Source organism: Streptomyces sp. NPDC051576 (assembly GCF_040681835.1).
Lineage (GTDB): Bacteria > Actinomycetota > Actinomycetes > Streptomycetales > Streptomycetaceae > Streptomyces.
In genome coordinates this window covers 492,738-512,722 of record NZ_JBFAZO010000007.1, presented here as the reverse complement: position 1 = coordinate 512,722, position 19,985 = coordinate 492,738, and the positions used below count along the sequence as shown (strand labels likewise).

Genomic DNA, 19,985 nt, shown 5'->3' with positions numbered 1-19,985 from the left:
GCTTCGCCGCAGCAGACGCTGCGGCGAAGCGGGATGCTCGTGGCCGTTCTGCTGCTGGGCCTGCTCGGTATGCATGGACTCGGGCCCGTTCCCCTGGCGCACCCCGCGCCCGGTCGCACCACGACGGCCGTGCCCATGGCCATGAGGGAGAAGGCGGCCACGCGGGATGCCTGCGATCACGACTTGGGCGACTGCGGCGATCACATGGCACACGCGGACGCGACCTGCGCCTCCGCGTCCGTCGCCGGTGGCCCGGTCGTGGTTCCGGTGCTGCGGCCCGATGTGGCGGCCTGCGCCGAAGTGCCGGACGGGCGGACGTCCGTGGCCGGTGGCGATCCCGACGGGGGACGCGCACCACCCTCCCTGGCCGAACTCCAACTCCTGCGGATCTAGAGCAACCCGCGCGCGGCACCGCGTGCGCCGGCATGCCCTGAACCGACCCACATCCCAGGAGTACCACCATGACCGCACAGCGCAGGTTCGTCCGTCGTACCGTCCTCGCCGCCACCGCCTCGGTGGCCGCACTCACGCTCGCCGCATGCGGCGGCGGCACCGGCGGCAAGGCGGACGGCGGAACCGAGGCCGGCGGGCACAACGCCGCCGACGTCTCGTTCTCGAAGGAGATGATCCAGCACCACCGTCAGGCCGTCGAGATGGCCGGGCTGGCCGCCGGCCACGCCTCCTCGGCGCAGGTCAAGAGCCTCGCCACGAAGATCAAGGGGGCGCAGGACCCCGAGATCGAGACGATGTCCGGCTGGCTGACGTCGTGGGGCGAGAAGGTCCCCCAGGACATGTCCGGCATGGGCCACGACATGTCGTCCTCGACGCCCGGCATGATGAGCGACGCCGACATGGGCAAGCTGGAGAAGGCGTCCGGCACCGCGTTCGACACGATGTTCCTCACCATGATGGTCGAACACCACAAGGGCGCCGTCGACATGGCCAAGGCCGAGAAGGCGGACGGCAGGTACGGCCCGGCGACCGGGCTCGCGGCCGACGTGATCACCGCGCAGAGCGCCGAGATCACACGGATGAACAAGCTGCTCGGCAAGGGCTGAGCACCGGCACGATCGCCGAACACGGTGGGGCCGACCGCACGGTCGGCTCCACCCCCGGCTCAGGCGGCCGTCCGCGGCCTCTCGTCGTAGGCGCTGCTCCTCGAACAGCCGCAGGAACTCCTACGCCTGCTGGACGTCGATGGGCAGTTCCGGATCGTGGTCGGAGGGGCGCGGGGTACCCGACGAATCAACGCAGCCGGTACACCAGTTGAGCTCCCGCGTCACGGTGTCCGGTCACGCGGGCCGCGCCCCGGGGTGATAGACGTCGGGCATGAACAACTCGATCCTGCTCTCCTCTCCGGCCGGTGTCCGATGACCGCGGGCGCCGACACCCCCGACAGCCGGGGCCGCACCGGCCTGCACCGCACCGGCCTCGACCTGACCGGCAATCCCCGGGTCAGGGTCCGCGACGTGAAACTGCTGTCCAGCCACTGGTACGTCGAGCGCACCACGACCTTCGACTTCCGGCACGCCGACGGCACCTGGACCACCCAGGAGCGCGAGACCCACGACCGCGGCAACGGCGCCACCCTGCTCCTGTACGACGCCGAGCGCGAAACGGTCCTGCTCACCCGCCAGTTCCGCTTCCCCGTGTACGTCAACGGCCACCCCGACGGCATGCTCGTCGAGACCCCCGGCGGACTCCTCGACGACGAGGACGAACACCCGGAGGAGGCCGTACGGCGCGAGGTGGTGGAGGAGACCGGGCACACCGTGGGCGCGGTGGAGCATGTCTTCGACGTCTATATGAGCCCCGGCTCGGTCACCGAACGCATCGGCTTCTACGCCGCCTCCTACGGCCCCTCGACCCGCACCCACGAAGGCGGGGGCCTCCAGGAGGAGGGCGAGGACATCGAGATCCTCGAACTGCCCTTCCGCAGAGCCCTGGAGATGATCCGGACCGGGGAGATCGCCGACGCCAAGACGATCATGCTGCTGCAATGGGCGGCGCTGGACGGGCCGTTCGCCAAGTAGCCGTCCAGGGCCCGTACTTGCCAGGGCCTTGACTTGAAGTGCGCTCCAAACGGAAGACTCCCGTTCGTGCCCGGAGAACCGGGTGCGAACGGGAGGGATCATCATGAAGTACCGCACCATCGGCACCGATCCGGCCCACCGCCGCGAGGTGAGCGTGCTCGCGCTCGGCGCGATGCTGTTCGGCTCCCGCACCGACGAGGCGACCTCCTTCGCCGTACTCGACCGCTATGTCGAGGCCGGCGGGAACTTCATCGACACGTCCGACAACTACGCCTTCTGGCACGACGGCGGCCAGGGCGGCCAGAGCGAGAAGCTGCTCGGGCGGTGGCGGCGCAGCCGCGGCATCGGCGACGAGATCGTGATCGCGACCAAGCTCGGCGCCCGCCCCCTGGCGCCCGGCACCAGTTACGTCGACAACCCGGAGGGTCTGTCCGCGAAGGTCATCCGCGAGTCGGCCGAACGCAGCCGCGAACGCCTCGGCGTGGCCAAACTCGATCTGCTCTACGCGCACATCGAGGACCACACGGTCCAACTCCGGGAAACCGTCGAGGGGTTCGCCGAGCTGGTCGCCGAGGGCACGGTCGGTCTCCTGGGCGTCAGCAACCACGCCGCCTGGCGGGTGGAACGGGCCCGCGCCCTCGCCGCCGCGGCCGGTCTGCCCGGCTACGAGGTCCTCCAGTACCAGCACAGCTATCTGCGCCCCCGCACGGACCTGCCGCACGAGCTGTTCCCCGACGGCAGCCTCGGCAGCGCCACCCCGGACCTGCTCGGCTATCTGCGCGCCGAGCCGGACCTGACCCTCGTCGCCTACTCACCGCTGCTGGCCGGTGCGTATGCGCGCGAGGACAAGCCCTTGGGCGTCGAGTACGACCACCCGGGCACCCCGCCCCGGCTCGCCGCCCTGCGCGAGGTCGCGAGGGAGACCGGCGCGAGTGTCAACCAGGTCGTGCTGGCCTGGCAGTTGGGCGGCCCGCTGCCGGTCGTCCCGCTCGCGGGGGCGTCGTCCGTGGCCCAACTGGAGGAGAACCTGGCGGCCGTCGACCTGGAACTGACGGCCGAGCAGCGGGAACGGCTGGACTCCGCCGGGTGAGGAGCCCGCTCAGGCCCTGACCAGCAACTGGAAGTCGAACGCGTAGCGCGAGGCCCGGTAGATGTGCGAGCCGTACTCGACCGCCCGCCCCGTGTCGTCGTACGCCGTGCGTTGCATGGTGAGCAGTGCCGCCCCTTCCTGCTCATCGAGGCGGGTGGCCTCCTCGGGGGTGGCCGATCGGGCCCCTATCGTCTGGCGGGCGCTGTGCAGGGTGATGCCGGCGGTGCGCAGCATCCGGTACAGGCCCGTCGACTCCAGCCGGGCGGTGTCGAGTTGGAGCAGGTTCGCCGGAAGGTAGTTGCAGAGGAACGCCACCGGCTGGCCGTGCGTGGAGCGCAGCCGCTCCAGGAGCGTGACCTCGCTGCCCTCCGGGACCCCGAGGGCGGCCGCGACGTCGGCCGGTGCGGGCACGCCCTCGTTGCGCACCACCTGCGTGGCCGGCCCCTGTCCGGCCGACTCCAGGTCGTCGTAGAGGCTGCTGAGTTCCAGCGGTCTCTTGACCTGGCTGTGCACGACCTGCGTGCCGACCCCCCGCCGCCGGACCAACAGCCCCTTGTCGACAAGGGATTGGATGGCCTGGCGGACGGTGGGGCGGGACAGGCCGAGGCGTACGGAGAGGTCGATCTCGTTGCCCAGGAGGTTGCCCGGAGCGAGGGTCCCGTGCTCGATCGCCCCCTCCAACTGCTGTGCGAGTTGGTAGTAGAGCGGCACCGGACTGTTGCGGTCCAGGGCGAACTGCAGGGCGTCGAGCGCGGAGACGCTTGCGGCCACGGGGCGCACCTCCTATCGGATTCGGGCGGTGACGGTGTGTCAGGAGTTGCTGGGGAAACCGAGGTTGATCCCACCGTCGGCCGGGTCGGGCCAGCGGGTGGTGATCACCTTGCCCTGGGTGTAGAAGGCGATGCCGTCGTTGCCGTAGATGTGGAGGTCGCCGAAGAGGGAGTCCTTCCAGCCGCCGAAGGAGTGGTAGCCGACGGGCACCGGGATCGGCACGTTCACGCCGACCATGCCCGCCTTGACCTCCATCTGGAAGCGGCGGGCCGCGCCGCCGTCCCGGGTGAAGATCGCGGTGCCGTTGCCCCAACGGGAGCTGTTGATCAGCGTGATGGCCTCGTCGTAGGACTCCGCGCGCACGACGACCAGGACCGGGCCGAAGATCTCGTCCTTGTACGCGTCCGCCGTCAGCGGCACCCGGTCCAGCAGGGAGACGCCGAGGAAGAAGCCGTCCTCGTGGCCCTCGACCGAGAAGCCGGTGCCGTCGACGACGACCTCGGCGCCCTGCGCGGCGGCGGAGGCGACGTAGGACGCCACCTTGTCGCGGTGCTCGCGGGTGATGAGCGGGCCCATCTCGCTCGCCGGGTCGTTGCCGGGGCCGATGCGCAGCCTGCCGGCGCGCTCAGCGATCTTGGCGACCAGCTCGTCGCCGGTGTCGCCGACCGCGACCACGACCGACACGGCCATGCAGCGCTCGCCGGCCGAGCCGTAGGCCGCGTTGATCGCCTGGTCGGCCGCGAAGTCCAGGTCCGCGTCGGGCAGCACGAGCATGTGGTTCTTGGCGCCGCCGAGGGCCTGCACGCGCTTGCCGTGCTCAACCGCCTTGAGCTGGATGTACTTCGCGATCGGCGTGGAGCCGACGAAGGAGACGGCCTCGACGTCCGGGTGCTCCAGGATGCGGTCGACGGCCACCTTGTCGCCCTGGACGACGTTCAGCACGCCCTGGGGGAGACCCGCCTCGAAGGCGAGTTCGGCCAGCCGGTAGGTCGCCGACGGGTCCTTCTCGGAGGGCTTGAGGACGAAGGTGTTGCCGGTCGCGATGGCGAGCGGGAACATCCACATCGGCACCATGGCCGGGAAGTTGAACGGCGTGATGCCCGCGACGACACCCAGCGGCTGGCGGATCGAGGCCACGTCCACCCGGGTCGAGACCTGCGTGGACAGCTCACCCTTGAGCTGCACGCTGATCCCGCAGGCCAGTTCGACGATCTCCATGCCGCGCGCGACCTCGCCGAGCGCGTCCGAGTGCACCTTGCCGTGCTCGGCGGTGATCAGCTCCGCGATCTCGTCGCGGTGCGCGTCCAGCAGCTCGCGGTACTTGAAGAGGATCGCGGTGCGCTTGGCCAGGGACGTGGTGCCCCAGCTCTCGAACGCGGCCTTCGCGGAGGCGACGGCGGCGTCCACCTCGTCGACGGTCGCGAAGCCGACCTGCTTCTCCTGCGCGCCGGTCGCCGGGTTGTACACGGGGCCGAAGCGGCCGGAGGTGCTCTCGACGGGCTTTCCGTCGATCCAGTGGGTGATCGTCTTCATGGTGCGAGTGCCTTTCAGGGGTGGGGAGTTCAGAGGTGGCGGCGGCGGTCGACGACCTGGCGGTCGTACTCCTCGCGGGCCTGTACGGCGGACTCGCGCGAGGCGGTCTCGGCGACCGGTACGTCCCACCAGGCCTCGGCCGGGGGAGCGGTCGGGGTGGCGGTGTCCGTCTCGACGTAGACGCAGGTCGGCCGGTCGGAGGCGCGGGCCGTCGCCAGGGCCTCGCGCAGTTCGCGGACGGTCTTGGCGCGCAGGACGTCCATGCCGAGGCTGGCCGCGTTGGCGGCGAGGTCGACCGGGAGCGGGGCGCCGGAGAAGGTGCCGTCGGCGGCCCGGTAGCGGTAGGCGGTGCCGAAGCGCTCGCCGCCGACCGACTCGGAGAGGCCGCCGATGGAGGCGTAGCCGTGGTTCTGGATCAGGACCAGGTTGACCGGCAGACCCTCCTGGACCGCGGTGACGATCTCGGTCGGCATCATCAGGTAGGTGCCGTCGCCGACCAGCGACCACACGGGGGTGTCGGGGGCGGCCTGCTGGACGCCGAGGCCGGCCGGGATCTCGTAGCCCATGCAGGAGTAGCCGTACTCCAGGTGGTACTGGCGGGGGCTGCGCGCCCGCCACAGCTTGTGCAGGTCGCCGGGGAGCGAACCGGCCGCGTTGATCACCACGTCGTCGTCGCCCACGATCGCGTCGAGGGCGCCGAGGAGCTGGGTCTGGGTGGGGACGGCGTTCTCGTCGGCCGCGGCGAACGCGGTGTCGACGACCCGTTCCCAGCGCTTCTTGCCGGTCCGGTACTCGGCCTCGTAGACCGAGTTCACCCGGTGGCCGTCCAGGGCCTCCGCCAACGCCGTGAGCCCCGCCCTCGCATCGCAGACCAGCGTGCGCGCTGCCAGCTTGTGGGCGTCGAACGCGGCGATGTTGAGGTTGACGAACCGGACGGCCGGATTCTGGAAGAGCGTGTTGGAGGCGGTGGTGAAGTCCGTGTAGCGGGTGCCGACGCCGATGACCAGGTCGGCGGCGCGCGCGATGTCGTCGCTGACCGCGGTGCCGGTGTGGCCGATGCCGCCGAGATCGGCCGGGTGGTCGTAGCGCAGTGAGCCCTTGCCCGCCTGGGTGGAGGCGACCGGGATGCCGGTGGCGTCCACGAAGGCCTTCAGCGCCTCCTCGGCGCGGCTGTGATGGATCCCGCCGCCCGCGACGATCACCGGGCGTTCGGCGGAACGGATGGCTTCGACGGCCTCCGCCAGCTCGGCGAGGTCCGGCGCGGGACGCCGTACGTGCCACACGCGGTCGGCGAAGAACTCCTCCGGCCAGTCGTACGCCTCGGCCTGGACGTCCTGTGGGAGCGCGAGAGTCACGGCCCCGGTCTCGACCGGGTCGGCGAGCACGCGCATCGCGTTGAGCGCGGAGGGGATCAGGGCCTCGGGGCGGGTGATCCGGTCGAAGTAACGGGAGACCGGGCGCAGTGTGTCGTTGACCGAGAGGTCCGCCTCCACCGGGTGCTCCAACTGCTGGAGCAGCGGGTCGGCGGCGCGGGTCGCGAAGTAGTCGCCGGGCAGGAGCAGGACCGGCAGGCGGTTGATCGTGGCCAGCGCGGCGCCCGTGACCAGGTTGGTGGCGCCCGGTCCGATGGACGTCGTGACGGCCTGCGCGGAGAGCCGGTCGAGGTGGCGGGCGTAACCGACCGCCGCGTGCACCATGGCCTGTTCGTTGCGGCCCTGGTGGAAGGGCATCGTGTCCTCGCCGACCTCCAGGAGGGCCTGGCCGAGCCCGGCAACGTTGCCATGGCCGAAGATGCCCCAGGTGCCGGCGATCAACCGGTGCCGTACGCCGTCGCGTTCGGTGTACTGGGCCGACAGGAACCGCACCAGGGCCTGGGCGACGGTCAGGCGGCGGGTGGGGGTGCTCATCAGGACTTCTCCGGTGCCGTGTAGAGGGGGAGACGGGGGTCGACGGGCTGCTCGGGCCAGGTGCCGCGGACCCAGGCGTGATCGGGGTGGTCGCAGATCAGCCAGGAGCGGTCCTCCTCGGGACCCGCCATCACGTTGAGGTAGTACATGTGGTGGCCGGGCACGGCCATCGAGGGCCCGTGCCAGCCGTCCGGGATCAACACGACGTCTCCGCCGCGCACTTCGGCCAGGACGTCGGTGTTACGGCCCTGTCCGGACGGGGAGACGCGCTGGTAGCCGAGGCCGGGTGTGCCGTCGTGGTCGGCGAACTCGAAGTAGTAGACCTCTTCGAGGACGGACTCCTCGCCGGGCCGGTGCTCGTCGTGCTTGTGCGGCGGGAACGAGGACCAGTTCCCGCCGGGCGTGAGCACCTCGACCGCGATGAGCTTGTCGCACTCGAAGACACCGGCCGCACCGAAGTTGTTGACCTGACGGCTGCTGTTGCCGCTGCCGCGCAGCTCCACCGGCACCGACGAGGCCGGGCCGTAGCGGGCGGGCAGCCGGCGGGTGCAGCGGGCGCCGTTCAGCGCGAAGCGACCGCCGTCGGCGGACGAGATCGTCGTACGGGAGTCCCGGGGGACGTACGCGAAGTCGCTCACGCCGGTGAACACGCTTTCGCGGCCCCGGAGTTCGAAGGTGTCGTGCCCGAAGTCGTCGGCGGCCGAGACCGTGCAGGCGCCGCTGAGCGGGAGGACGATCCACTCGCTGTCGTCGGTGTCGAAGGTGTGGGTGCCGCCTGGCGGCAGCTCCAGGACCCGCAGGCTGGAGTAGCCCCAGGCCGCCGACTCGGGGGTGACGTCCACGACGTAGGGGCCGCCCAGGGCCTTGCCGGCGGGAAGGTGGTACGCGCTCGTCATCGTGTGCCTCCGGTTCACAACAGTCCGACGGCGGTGTCGACCGCCGCTTCCACGCCGCCGTCGGCGGGATACAGCAGGGAGCGGCCGACGACCAGGCCCTGGACGGTGGGCAGCCGCAGGGTCTTGCGCCACTTCTCGTAGGCGCCCTCCTGGTCGTCGCCGACCTCCCCGCCGAGCAGCACGGCGGGCAGCGTCGACGTCTCCAGCACCTCGGCCATGTCGTCCGGGTCGTCGGTGACGGGGAGCTTCAGCCAGGTGTAGGCCGAAGTACCGCCCAGGCCCGCAGAGATGGCGATGGACTTGGTGACGGCCTCGGCGGACAGGTCGTTGCGGACCTTCCCGTCGATCCGGCGCGCGATGAACGGCTCGACGAACAGCGGCAGTTGGCGTGCGGCCATGTCGTCGATGGCACGCGCGGTGGACTCCAGGGTGGTGAGCGAGCCCGGGTCGTCGTAGTCGATACGGAGCAGCAGCTTGCCCGCGTCGAAGCGCAGCCGCTCGATGTCCTCGGCGCGGTGGCCGGTGAACCGGTCGTCCATCTCGAACGAGGCGCCGGACAGACCGCCGCGGTTCATCGAGCCCATCACGACCTTGCCGTCGAGGACCCCGAGCAGGAGCAGGTCCTCCAGTATGTCGGCGGTGCCGAGCACCCCGTCTACGCCCGGCCGGGACAGCGCGACGCACAGGCGTTCCAGCAGGTCGGCCCGGTTCGCCATGGCCGTACGACGGCCGCCGACGCCCAGCGCGCCGCGGGCCGGGTGGTCGGCGGCCACGATCATCAGGCGGCCGCTGTCACCGAGCAGCGGGCGGCGCACCCGGCGGGCGGCGGCCTCGGCGATCGCCTCCGGATGCCGGGCTCTGACCGTGACCAGGTCGGGAATGCTGATGCTCAAGACGGACTCCGTTCAGGGGTGGCTGGGTCGGCCACGTGGTCAGTTGCCCACGCGCGCGCCGGCGAGGAGGTCCTCGACCTCGGACTCGGTGGGCATCGCGGTGGAGCAGGCGAGACGGGAGGCGACGAGGGCGCCGGCCGCGTTGGCGTACCGCATGGTCCGCTCCAGCTCCCAGCCGGACAGCAGCCCGTGGCACAGCGAGCCGCCGAACGCGTCCCCCGCGCCGAGGCCGTTGACCACCTCGACCGGGACCGGCGGCACCTCGGCGGTCGTGCCGTCGCGGTGCACGGCCAGGACGCCCTTGGGGCCCTGCTTGACGACGGCCAGCTCCACGCCCGCGTCGAGCAGCGCCTGGGCGCAGGCGCGCGGTTCGCGGACGCCGGTGGCGATCTCGCACTCGTCGAGGTTGCCGACCGCGACCGTCGCGTGACGCAGGGCCTCGGCGTAGTACGGGCGGGCCTCCTCCGGGTCCCTCCAGAACATCGGGCGCCAGTCGAGGTCGAAGACCGTGGTGCCCGCCTTGTCGCGCGCCTTGAGGGCGGCCAGGGTGGCGGAGCGGCTCGGTTCCTCGCTCAGCCCGGTGCCGGTGATCCAGAAGACCCGGGCCTGGCGGATCGCGAAGTAGTCCAGCTCGTCGGTGCGGATCTCCAGGTCCGGCGCCTTGGGCTGCCGGTAGAAGTACAGCGGGAAGTCGTCCGGCGGGAAGATCTCGCAGAACGTGACCGGTGTGGGGTAGTCCGCGACCGGCGTGACATAGCGGTCGTCGACCCCGAAGTCCTTGAGCGCCTCGTGCAGATAGGCCCCGAAGGGGTCGTCGCCGGTGCGGGTGATCACCGCGGTGCTGCGGCCCAGCCGCGCCGCCGCGACCGCCACGTTGCTGGCCGAACCGCCGAGGAACTTCCCGAAGGTCTCCACCTGTGCCAGGGGTACCCCGGACTGCAGGGGGTAGAGATCGACTCCGATCCGGCCCATGGTGATCAGGTCGAAGGGCTGGGCTGACTCGGCCATGCGCGGACACTCCTCTGAGCGGCTGGGGGTGGCGGGTCCCGGGGGGCCTGCCGACTCCCAGGTGTAGGTCTCGGAGGGGGTGCCTGTCAATAGTTTGTACTTACATTCGGACCTGCTTGTGAAATGATGTCTTAACAAAGTATTGACAGCGGGCGTGACCGGGGATTGGATTCCGTCCCAGCGCAACAGCCGTGTTTCGCGGCTTACGACCCGGGGTTGCACAGGCCCCGAGCCCGGATCTCTGCGATCATTGATCCCTTTCCCCTGAAGCACAGTGAGGTGCAGGAAAGATGGACCGTTCTTCCCACTCCCGTACGCGCAGAATGGCCCCCTTCGTGGCGGTCGCCGCGGCAGCGGCACTGACCCTCGCCGGCTGCTCCAGCAGCTCGGGCGGCAAGAAGTCCACGGAGGACACCTCCGGCGCCTCCGCGGGCAAGGCCAGCACGCCTCGTATGACGGTCGCCCTGGTCACGCACCAGGCGCCCGGCGACACGTTCTGGGACATCGTCCGCAAGGGCGCCCAGGCCGCCGCCGCCAAGGACAACATCAAGCTCATCTACTCGGCCGACCCGAACGCGGGCAACCAGTCCAACCTGGTCCAGAACGCGATCGACCAGAAGGTCGACGGCATCGCGGTCACCCTCGCCAAGCCCGACGCCCTGAAGGGCGTCATAGGCAAGGCGAAGTCCGCGAACATACCCGTGGTCGGCCTCAACTCCGGTCTCAGCGACTGGAAGAAGCTCGGCCTGCTGGAGTTCTTCGGCCAGGACGAGACGGTCGCCGGCGAGGCGCTCGGCAAGCGGCTGAACACGGAAGGCGCCAAGAAGGTCGTCTGTGTCATCCAGGAGCAGGGCAACATCGGCCTGACCCAGCGCTGTGACGGCGTGAAGAAGACGTTCAGCGGCAGCACCGAGGTGCTCAACGTCAACGGCACGGACATGCCGTCGGTGAAGTCGACGATCACCGCCAAGCTCACCCAGGACAAGGCCATCGACTACGTGGTCACGCTGGGCGCCCCGTTCGCCCTGACCGCCGTGCAGTCCCTGTCCGACGCGGGCAGCAAGGCGAAGGTCGCCACCTTCGACCTGAACAAGGACCTCACGACCGCCATCAGCAAGGGCACCATCCAGTTCGCGGTCGACCAGCAGCCGTACCTCCAGGGCTACTTGGCGGTCGACTCGCTGTGGCTCTACAAGAACAACGGCAACTACAGCGGCGGTGGTGAGCAGCCCGTACTGACCGGCCCGGCCTTCGTCGACAAGACCAACGTCGCGACCGTCGCCAAGTACGCCGCCAACGGAACCCGGTGATGAGTATGACCCAGCATGCCGAGCCGGCGGTGACCACACCGCCGGCCTCCGGCCCGAAGGAGACGGACGGCCGGACCTCCGAACGGCCTCTCGCGTTGCGGTTGTTGGCGCGTCCTGAGGTGGGTGTCTTCCTCGGTGCCGCCGCGGTGTACGTGTTCTTCCTGATCGCCGCTCCGCCGGTGCGGGACGGCGCCTCGATGGCGAACATCCTCTATCAGTCGTCGACGATCGGGATCATGGCGTTGCCGGTCGCGCTGCTGATGATCGGTGGGGAGTTCGACCTGTCGGCCGGTGTCGCGGTGATCACCTCGGCGCTGACGGCGGCGATGCTCAGTTACCAGCTGACGATGAACGTGTGGGTCGGCGTGATCGTCGCGCTGATCGTGTCGCTGGCGATCGGGTTCCTCAACGGCTGGCTGGTGGTCAAGACCGGCCTGCCCAGCTTCCTGATCACGCTGGGCACCTTCCTGATCCTCCAGGGCGTCAATCTCGCGGTGACGAAGCTGGTCACCGGGAACGTCGCCACCGACGACATCAGCAACATGGACGGCTTCGACCAGGCCAAGAAGGTCTTCGCGTCCAGCTTCGACGTCGGCGGTGTGCAGGTGAAGATCACCATTGTGTACTGGCTGGTGTTCGCGGCGATCGCGACCTGGGTGCTGCTGCGCACGAAGTACGGCAACTGGGTCTTCGCGGCCGGCGGCAACAAGGACTCCGCGCGGGCCGTGGGTGTCCCGGTGACGTTCACGAAGATCTCGCTGTTCATGCTGGTGGGTTTCGGTGCCTGGTTCATCGGCATGCACCAGCTGTTCTCCTTCAACACGGTGCAGTCCGGTGAGGGTGTCGGCCAGGAGCTGATCTACATCTCCGCCGCGGTGATCGGCGGCTGTCTGCTGACCGGTGGTGCCGGCTCGGCGATCGGCCCGGTCTTCGGGGCGTTCATGTTCGGCATGGTCCAGCAGGGCATCGTCTACGCCGGCTGGAACCCCGACTGGTTCAAGGCGTTCCTGGGCGTGATGCTGCTCGGCGCCGTCCTCATCAACTTGTGGGTGCAGCGCACCGCGACCCGGAGGTGACCCTCATGACCGACAACGAATCCGGCACCCACGGCGCGATCCTGACCGACACGCCACCCGACGGCGCCGATCATCCGCTGGTCCAGCTCCGCAACGCGGGCAAGGCGTACGGCAACGTGCGTGCCCTGCACGGGGTGGACCTGGAGGTCCGTCCTGGCCAGGTGACCTGTGTGCTGGGCGACAACGGTGCGGGCAAGTCGACGCTGATCAAGATTATTTCGGGGCTGCACCAGCACACCGAGGGCGAGTTCCTCGTCGACGGGGAGCCGGTGCATTTCACCACCCCGCGTCAGGCGCTGGACAAGGGCATCGCGACGGTCTACCAGGACCTGGCGGTGGTGCCGCTGATGCCGGTGTGGCGCAACTTCTTCCTCGGCTCGGAGATGACGAAGGGCCCGTGGCCGCTGCGCCGTCTGGACATCGAGAAGATGAAGCAGACCGCGGATCACGAGCTGCGGGAGATGGGCATCGTCCTGGACAACCTGGAGCAGCCCATCGGCACCCTCTCCGGCGGTCAGCGCCAGTGTGTGGCGATCGCCCGCGCCGTGTACTTCGGTGCGCGGGTGCTGATCCTGGACGAGCCGACCGCGGCTTTGGGTGTCAAGCAGTCGGGTGTGGTGCTGAAATACGTGGCCGCGGCCCGCGAACGCGGCCTCGGGGTCATCTTCATCACGCACAACCCGCACCACGCCTACATGGTCGGTGACCACTTCAGTGTGCTGCGTCTGGGCACGATGGAACTCTCCGCCGAGCGCAGCCAGATCAGCCTGGAGGAGCTGACCAACCACATGGCGGGCGGCTCCGAACTCGCCGCCCTCAAGCATGAGTTGTCCCAGGTCCGCGGCGTCGACGTCGAAGAACTCCCCGAGGAGGCGGACCTCAAGGCCCCGGCGACCACAGCGCCCGAAGGGACGTCCTGACATGACCGAGCGTCCCGTCCTGGATCGCATCCGGGTCGGCTCCGCCCCGGACTCCTGGGGGGTGTGGTTCCCCGACGACCCCGGGCAGGTGCCGTGGCAGCGCTTCCTGGACGAGGTCGCCCAGGCCGGCTACTCCTGGATCGAGCTGGGCCCGTACGGCTATCTGCCGACCGACCCGGCCCGGCTCACGGACGAGATCGCCCGGCGGGACCTGAAGGTCTCCGCCGGCACGGTCTTCACCGGCCTGCACCGCGGCCCCTCCGTCTGGGACGCCACCTGGGAGCACGTGAGTCAAGTGGCCGCGCTCACCCAGGCGATGGGCGCGCGGCACCTGGTCGTCATCCCGTCCTTCTGGCGGGACGACAAGACCGCCGAGATCCTGGAGCCGCCGGAGCTGACCGGTGAGCAGTGGGCGCACCTCACCAAGGGCATGGAACGCCTCGGACACGAGGTCAAGGAGGCGTACGGGCTGGACATCGTCGTCCACCCGCACGCCGACACCCACCTCGACACCGAGGACCATGTCGAGCACTTCCTCGACTCGACCGACTCCGAACTGGTCAACCTCTGTCTGGACACCGGGCATTACGCCTACTGCGGCGGCGACAGCGTCAAGCTGATCGAGGCGTACGGCGAGCGCATCGGCTATCTGCACCTCAAGCAGGTCGACCCGGGGATCCTCGCCGACGTCGTCAAGAACGAGGTGCCCTTCGGGCCGGCCGTGCAGCGCGGAGTGATGTGCGAACCGCCGTCCGGCGTACCGGAGTTGGAGCCGGTGCTGGTCGCGGCGCAGCGGCTGGGCGTGGAGCTTTTCGCGATCGTCGAGCAGGACATGTACCCGTGCGAGCCGGACAAGCCCCTGCCCATCGCGGAACGTACCCGCAAGTTCCTCCGATCCTGCGGTGCTTGACGAACGTGACGACCCTGACGAGCCGAAAGGACGGCCGATGGCCATGAATCCGCGCGACCCGCTCGGAGTGGCAGTCGTCGGAACCGGAAAGATGGGGGCCGACCACGTCCGCCGGATCGAGGACGTGGTCAACGGAGCCCGGGTGAGCGCCGTCGTGGACGTCGACGCCGAGCGCGCCAAACGGATCGCGTCCAAGATCGACGGGTGCACCGCGTACACCGACCCGGCCGCCGCGATGGCGGCGGCCGACGTCGACGCGGTCCTGATCGCCTCGTCCGGCCCCGCGCACGAGGCCGCGCTTCTCACGGCCTTCGAGCACGACCTCCCGGTCCTGTGCGAGAAGCCGCTCACGCCCGACGCGGCCTCGGCGCTGCGCGTGATGGAGGCCGAGGTCCGCCTCGGCCACCGCCGGGTGCAGGTCGGCTTCATGCGGCGCTACGACGCCGAGTACATGAAGCTCAAGTCCCTGCTGGAAACAGGGCAGTTGGGCCGACCGCTCATGCTCCACAACCGGCACCGCAACGCCGCCAGTCCGCCCTTCTTCACCAGCTCCATGCTCATCAGCGACTCCGTGGCCCACGAGACCGACGCGACCCGTTGGCTCCTCGGGCACGAGATCACGGCCGTCCAGGTGCTGCGCCCGCGGCCCTCGGCGAGCGCACCGGACGACCTCCAGGACCCGCAGTTCGTCGTCTTCGAGACCGACGGCGGCGCGATCGTCGACGTCGAGATGTTCGTCAACTGCGGCTTCGGCTACCAGGTCCAGGCCGAGATCGTCTGCGAACGCGGCACCGCCCGCATCGGCGACGGCCACGCCATGGTCACCAACATGGCCGGCCGCTGGGGCGGCACCATCGCCCAGGACTTCGTCGAACGCTTCGCCGACGCCTACGACCGTGAGGTCCAGGCCTGGGTCGACGCCACCCGCCGCGGTGAGGTCACCGGCCCGAGCGTCTGGGACGGCTACGCGGCGGCCGCAGTGTGCGAGGCCGGCGTACGGGCGCTGGAGGACGGCGGCCGGGTCGAGGTCGAACTGGTGGAGCGGCCCGCGTTCTACCGGTAGACGTTCCCGGGACAGGCCGAAGGGCGTGCGCAGTCGCTGCGCACGCCCTTCGGCCGTTCCTACCGCAGGACCGCCACGCGCGGCCTCGGCTCGAAGCCCGCCGCGCGGTAGGCCTCGTCGATCAGCGTCATCGTCGCGACCGCGTCCTGCGGACCCAGCGGCAGCGGCGCGCCGTTCCTCAACCGGGCGGCGAACGCCTCCAGTTGATAGGTGTACGACGACCGCCTGCCGAGCCGCTCGGTGCGGACGCCGTCCGTCGTACGGACCACGACCCGGTCGTCCTGGTGCGGCAGCACGAAGTTCGGCGCGAACGCCTCGCCCCGGCTGCCGACGATCCGGCAGCTCATCACTGGCTCGTCGTACGCCATGTGACAGCGCGCGGAGCCCGTGGCGCCGCTCGGGAAGGCCAGGTCGGCGTCGAGCCACTCGTCGACACCGGGCGCCCCCGCGCGCTCGCCGCCCCGGGCCGAGACGAGCCGGGGCGCGCCGCCCGCCCAGGGAGCCAGCATCCGCAGCGCGTGCAGGCTGTAGCAGCCCAGGTCCATCACGGCGCCGCCGGCCAGGTCGAGCGACCAGCGCGGGTCGGTGTCCGGTGGCGCCGGGATCGCGACGAGCGTCTCGACATGGCGCAGCTCGCCGAGTTCACCGGAGGCGAGCAGCTCGTGCAGGCGCCGGGTGACGGGGTGGAAGAGGTAGTGGAAGGCCTCCATGAAGACCGTTCCGGACCGCGCCGCCGCCTCCCGTACCTCGGCCGCCTCCGCCGCGTTGCTCGCCGAGGGCTTCTCCGACAGGACGTGCTTGCCCGCCGCCAGCGCGGCGAGGTTCCACGGTCCGTGCAGACCGTTGGCGAGGGGGTTGTAGACGACCTCCACCTCCGGGTCGGCGATCAGGTCGGCGTAGGAGTCCACCACCCGCTCGACGCGGTGCGCGGCGGCGAACGCCTCCGCGCGGGACCGGTCGCGGGCGGCCACCGCGACAACGCGGTGGCCGGTCTTCCGGGCGGGACCGATCAGGGACTGCTCGGTGATCCGAGCCGCTCCCAGTACTCCGATGCGCAGTGGTTCCCGGCCCGGACCACTCATGCCTCGCGTACCTCCTGGATGGTGACCGGGCGGTGCTCGTGCAGCGACAGGGTGCAGGCGTCGGCGATCCAGCCGGCCTCCAGTGCGTCGGCCACCGTGCAGGGGGAGGTGCGGGTGCCGGCGACGACCTCGGTGAACGCGGTGAGTTCGGCCCGGTAGGCGGGCGTGAAGCGGTCCATGAAGAAGTCGTACGGGGTGCCCGCGGGGAAGGTCACACCGGGCTCGACGGAGCGCAGCGGCAGCCGGTCCTCCATACCCACCGCGATGGAGTCCGTGAAGCCGTGGATCTCCATGCGGACGTCGTAACCCCGGGCGTTGTGGCGGGAGTTGGAGACCACCGCGATGGTGCCGTCGTCCAGGGTGAGGATGGCACCGGTGGTGTCGGCGTCGCCCGCCTCCTTGATGTAGTCGGCGCCCCGGTTGGCGCCGACCGCGTACACCTCGGTGACCTCGCGGCCGGTGACCCAGCGGATGATGTCGAAGTCGTGCACGCTGCAGTCCCGGAAGATGCCACCGGACGCGGCGATGTACGCGGCGGGCGGCGGCGCCGGGTCCAGCGTGGTCGACCGCACGGTGTGCAGCTTGCCCAGTTCACCGGAGACCACGGCGGCGCGTGCGGCCACGAAGCCGGCGTCGAAGCGGCGGTTGTAGCCGATCTGGATCGGCACCGAGCTGCCCTTGACGGCCTTGAGGACCTTGACGCCCTCGGCCATCGTCTTGGCGACCGGCTTCTCGCAGAACACCGGGATGCCCGCCTCGACGGCGGCCAGGATCAGGCCCGGGTGGGCGTCGGTCGCCGCGGCGATCACGACACCGTCGATCCCGGCGGCCAGCACGGCCTCGGGGGAGTCGGCGACCTCGGCGCCGAAGCGCTCGGCGGCCTTCTTTGCGGCCTCCGCGAACGGGTCGGCCACGACGAGGGACTCGACCGCGTCGAGTCCGGAAAGGGTCTCGGCGTGGAAGGCGCCGATACGGCCGCAGCCGAGGATTCCGATGCGCATGAGGGCTCTTGCTTTCTTGAGGGGTGCGGGTGTGTTGCGGGTGTGGAAGGTCGGTCGAGGGCGCGGGCGGAGCCGATGCCGACGGCGGTCGTCCCCGGCGAATCGCGCGCCAGGTGGCGGTCGGACAGTTCCGGCGTGGTGTCCAGAAGTCGAAGTCCCATGGTGTCCCGGTCCTCAGCTCTGGCGCCGCTCGGCACCGGACCGCAGCTCCCCGCGAAGCGCCTGCGGGGCCCATCCCTCACGCACCGCACGGCGCACGAGGTCGGCCTGCGAGGGCGGGGCCAGTCCCTCGACCGGCGGGTCGTTGTCGAGGTTGGTCGGGAAGGCGTAGCCCTCGGCGCTCGCCGCGACGACCGTGTCCAGCCACTCCTCGCCCACCCCCTCGGCCTTGCGCCGGAGCAGCACGGGGAAGACCGCGTTGGTGATGGCCTCGCGGTCCACCGTCTCCATCGCCCGCCCGAACGCGGAGGACACCTGGAGCAGATTGGCCATGCGCCGCACGTCTGCCGTGCGGTTGGTGCCGGCCGCGTGGAACAGCGCCGGGTTGAGGAACGCGGCATCGCCCTTGGCGAGCGGGAGCTGGACGTGGTGGGCCTCGAAGTAGGCCCGGAATTCCGGGAGGCGGCACGCCAGATAGCCCGGCTCGTACTTCTGCGAGTACGGCAGGTACATCGTCGGTCCCGACTCGACCGGCATGTCGCAGTGCGCGACCGCTCCCTGGAGCGTGAGCACGGGGGAGAGTCGGTGCACATGCGCCGGGTAGGCGGCGGCGGTCTCGTTGCTGAGGAACCCGAGGTGGTAGTCACGGTGCGCGGTCTGGGCCGCGCCGCCCGGGTGGACCAGGTTGATCTGCGAGGTGACCTGGTAGCCGGGGCCGAGCCAGGCGAGGGACACCAGGGCCAGCATGTCGTTCGCGTAGTAGTCGGCGAACGCCACCGGGTCGTAGAGCGCGGCCTTCTCCAGGGCGTTCCACACCCGGTCGTTGGCCCCCGGCTTCGCGAAGTGGTCCCCGGCGCCCGCACCCGAGGCGTGCTGCTCGGCGATCAGCGCGTCGAACACCTCGGTCGCCCGGTCCACCACCGACGTGTCCGGGAAGGCGCCCAGCAGGACCACGATGCCGGGCCCGTCCGCGAACGCCCGCACCAGCTCGGCCTGCACTTCACGGCGCTCACCGGCCGCGATGGACTTGCGGAGCCGGTCGCAGTCGTAGAGGAGGACGTTCCGCTCGACGGAGGACGCGTACGGGAATTCGGCCGGGTCGGTCGGCCGCTCGACGAGGGCGCGGAAGGCGTCCAGGTCGCAGTCCTGCTCGGAGAACCGGGCGGGGCGGTCTGCGGATGTGAAGGACATCGTCGTCCCCTCGGGTCACGTGGTGGTGCGGTCCTGTCATTCTTGTCAGTACAAACCCTTCGAACAACCAGCAGCGAGCCATCAAAAACCCTTCAAGGAGGCGACCCGTGGGTCACCCCTTCCCGATCAGGGAAATCGCACGTCAGGCGGGCCTCAGCGAGGCCACCGTGGACCGGGTCCTGAACGGCAGGGGCGGTGTGCGCGAGAGCACCGAGCGTGAGGTGCGCCAGGCCATCGCCGACCTCGACCGGCAGCGCACCCAGGTCCGGCTGGTCGGCCGTACGTTCATGATCGACATCGTGATACAGGCACCGGAGCGGTTCTCCACCGCCGTACGGGTGGCGCTGGAGGCCGAGCTGCCCGACCTGCACCCGGCCGTGGTGCGCTCACGCTTCCACTTCCGGGAGACCGCGTCGGTGAAGGAGCTGGTCGGGACCCTGGACCGGATCGCCCGGCGCGGCTCGCAGGGCGTGATCCTCAAGGGACCGGACGTCCCCGACGTCACCGCGGCCGTCGGCCGGCTCGTCGCCGCCGGTATCCCGGTCGTCACCCTGGTCACCGACCTGCCCGCGAGCGCCCGCCTCGCCTACATCGGCATAGACAACCGGGCGGCGGGCGCGACGGCCGCCTACCTGATGGGCCAGTGGCTCGGCGACCGACCCGGGAACGTCCTCACCAGCCTGAGCAGCGGGTTCTTCCGCAACGAGGAGGAGCGCGAGATGGGCTTCCGCAGCACCATGCGCGCTCGCTACCCGGAACGGGCCCTGGTCGAGATCACCGAGGGCCACGGCCTGGACGCCGCCCAGTACGAAGTGGTCCTGGCCGCCCTGAAGCGCGACCCGGACATCCGCGCGGTCTACTCGATCGGCGGCGGCAACATCGCGACCCTGCGCGCCTTCGCCGACCTCGGCCGCGAGTGCGCCGTGTTCGTCGCGCACGACCTCGACCACGACAACACCCGGCTGCTGCGCGAGCACAGCCTGTCCGCCGTCCTCCACCACGATCTGCGCCAGGACGTGCGCGAGGCCTGCCGCATCGTGATGCGGCAGCACGGCGCCCTGCCGCCGGCCGGCCCGACCCTGCCGTCCTCGATCCAGGTCGTCACGCCCTACAACCTGCCTACGGCGGCGGTCCGTTGAGGG

Annotated in this window: 19 protein-coding genes; 10 read left to right on the top strand and 9 right to left on the bottom strand. The window is 70.4% G+C overall.

Annotated features, from left to right (window positions below; all coding sequences use genetic code 11):
- The 4 genes from AB0M63_RS25555 to AB0M63_RS25540 all read left to right on the top strand — a co-directional run.
- Positions 1-393: DUF6153 family protein (locus AB0M63_RS25555; RefSeq protein ID WP_366021011.1), on the top strand; the 393-nt coding region annotated here is incomplete at its 5' end.
- Positions 394-461: 68 nt separating this feature from the next.
- Positions 462-1,058: a DUF305 domain-containing protein gene (locus AB0M63_RS25550; protein WP_366021010.1), complete on the top strand. Its 597-nt coding sequence runs from the start codon at positions 462-464 to the stop codon at positions 1,056-1,058.
- A 312-nt stretch (positions 1,059-1,370) separates the two neighbouring features.
- On the top strand, positions 1,371-2,033 hold the full coding sequence (locus AB0M63_RS25545) for an NUDIX domain-containing protein (RefSeq protein WP_355920224.1): 663 nt from the start codon (positions 1,371-1,373) through the stop codon (positions 2,031-2,033).
- A 103-nt stretch (positions 2,034-2,136) separates the two neighbouring features.
- A complete protein-coding gene (locus AB0M63_RS25540) occupies positions 2,137-3,123 on the top strand; it encodes an aldo/keto reductase (protein ID WP_366021009.1) in 987 nt (328 codons plus the stop codon).
- A 9-nt stretch (positions 3,124-3,132) separates the two neighbouring features.
- Here AB0M63_RS25540 and AB0M63_RS25535 read toward each other — a convergent pair whose 3' ends face one another.
- The 6 genes from AB0M63_RS25535 to iolC are packed head-to-tail and all read right to left on the bottom strand — an operon-like array spanning position 3,133 to position 10,131.
- Positions 3,133-3,903, bottom strand: coding sequence for a GntR family transcriptional regulator (locus AB0M63_RS25535; protein ID WP_355920230.1), 771 nt, complete (start codon positions 3,901-3,903; stop codon positions 3,133-3,135).
- A gap of 30 nt (positions 3,904-3,933) precedes the next feature.
- On the bottom strand, positions 3,934-5,427 hold the full coding sequence (locus AB0M63_RS25530; RefSeq protein WP_355920233.1) for a CoA-acylating methylmalonate-semialdehyde dehydrogenase: 1,494 nt from the start codon (positions 5,425-5,427) through the stop codon (positions 3,934-3,936).
- 29 nt (positions 5,428-5,456) lie between these two features.
- Positions 5,457-7,334, bottom strand: a complete 1,878-nt coding sequence (iolD, locus tag AB0M63_RS25525) for a 3D-(3,5/4)-trihydroxycyclohexane-1,2-dione acylhydrolase (decyclizing) (protein ID WP_366021008.1) — start codon at positions 7,332-7,334, stop codon at positions 5,457-5,459.
- On the bottom strand, positions 7,334-8,230 hold the full coding sequence (gene iolB, locus AB0M63_RS25520) for a 5-deoxy-glucuronate isomerase (RefSeq protein ID WP_366021007.1): 897 nt from the start codon (positions 8,228-8,230) through the stop codon (positions 7,334-7,336). The genes iolD and iolB overlap by 1 nt, the downstream gene beginning before the upstream one ends.
- Positions 8,231-8,244: 14 nt before the next feature.
- Positions 8,245-9,123, bottom strand: coding sequence for a deoxyribose-phosphate aldolase (locus AB0M63_RS25515; RefSeq protein ID WP_355920242.1), 879 nt, complete (start codon positions 9,121-9,123; stop codon positions 8,245-8,247).
- Positions 9,124-9,162: 39 nt separating this feature from the next.
- Entirely contained in the window at positions 9,163-10,131 is a 969-nt protein-coding gene (gene iolC, locus AB0M63_RS25510; RefSeq protein ID WP_355920245.1) for a 5-dehydro-2-deoxygluconokinase, read from the bottom strand.
- A 290-nt stretch (positions 10,132-10,421) separates the two neighbouring features.
- Here iolC and AB0M63_RS25505 point away from each other — a divergent pair, with 290 nt between their 5' ends.
- The 5 genes from AB0M63_RS25505 to AB0M63_RS25485 are packed head-to-tail and all read left to right on the top strand — an operon-like array spanning position 10,422 to position 15,410.
- A complete protein-coding gene (locus tag AB0M63_RS25505; protein WP_355920248.1) occupies positions 10,422-11,441 on the top strand; it encodes a sugar ABC transporter substrate-binding protein in 1,020 nt (339 codons plus the stop codon).
- Positions 11,441-12,517: an ABC transporter permease gene (locus AB0M63_RS25500; RefSeq protein ID WP_355920251.1), complete on the top strand. Its 1,077-nt coding sequence runs from the start codon at positions 11,441-11,443 to the stop codon at positions 12,515-12,517. The genes AB0M63_RS25505 and AB0M63_RS25500 overlap by 1 nt, the downstream gene beginning before the upstream one ends.
- Before the next feature lie 5 nt (positions 12,518-12,522).
- Complete coding sequence (locus AB0M63_RS25495) at positions 12,523-13,437, top strand: ATP-binding cassette domain-containing protein (protein ID WP_366021006.1); 915 nt, start codon at positions 12,523-12,525, stop codon at positions 13,435-13,437.
- Position 13,438: 1 nt separating this feature from the next.
- The gene (locus AB0M63_RS25490) at positions 13,439-14,347 is read left to right on the top strand and encodes a sugar phosphate isomerase/epimerase (RefSeq protein ID WP_355911808.1); all 909 of its coding nucleotides are present in this window, start codon (positions 13,439-13,441) and stop codon (positions 14,345-14,347) included.
- A 43-nt stretch (positions 14,348-14,390) separates the two neighbouring features.
- Positions 14,391-15,410: a Gfo/Idh/MocA family oxidoreductase gene (locus AB0M63_RS25485; RefSeq protein WP_355911846.1), complete on the top strand. Its 1,020-nt coding sequence runs from the start codon at positions 14,391-14,393 to the stop codon at positions 15,408-15,410.
- 59 nt (positions 15,411-15,469) lie between these two features.
- Here the strand turns inward: AB0M63_RS25485 and AB0M63_RS25480 are convergent, their stop codons facing one another.
- From AB0M63_RS25480 to AB0M63_RS25470, 3 genes are all read right to left on the bottom strand, one after another.
- A complete protein-coding gene (locus tag AB0M63_RS25480; protein ID WP_366021005.1) occupies positions 15,470-16,492 on the bottom strand; it encodes a Gfo/Idh/MocA family oxidoreductase in 1,023 nt (340 codons plus the stop codon).
- Positions 16,489-17,493: a Gfo/Idh/MocA family oxidoreductase gene (locus AB0M63_RS25475; protein ID WP_366021004.1), complete on the bottom strand. Its 1,005-nt coding sequence runs from the start codon at positions 17,491-17,493 to the stop codon at positions 16,489-16,491. The genes AB0M63_RS25480 and AB0M63_RS25475 overlap by 4 nt, the downstream gene beginning before the upstream one ends.
- A 174-nt stretch (positions 17,494-17,667) precedes the next feature.
- Entirely contained in the window at positions 17,668-18,843 is a 1,176-nt protein-coding gene (locus tag AB0M63_RS25470) for a phytanoyl-CoA dioxygenase family protein (protein ID WP_366021003.1), read from the bottom strand.
- A gap of 107 nt (positions 18,844-18,950) precedes the next feature.
- Here AB0M63_RS25470 and AB0M63_RS25465 point away from each other — a divergent pair, with 107 nt between their 5' ends.
- On the top strand, positions 18,951-19,982 hold the full coding sequence (locus AB0M63_RS25465; RefSeq protein WP_366021002.1) for a LacI family DNA-binding transcriptional regulator: 1,032 nt from the start codon (positions 18,951-18,953) through the stop codon (positions 19,980-19,982).
- The last annotated feature ends 3 nt before the right edge of the window (positions 19,983-19,985 follow it).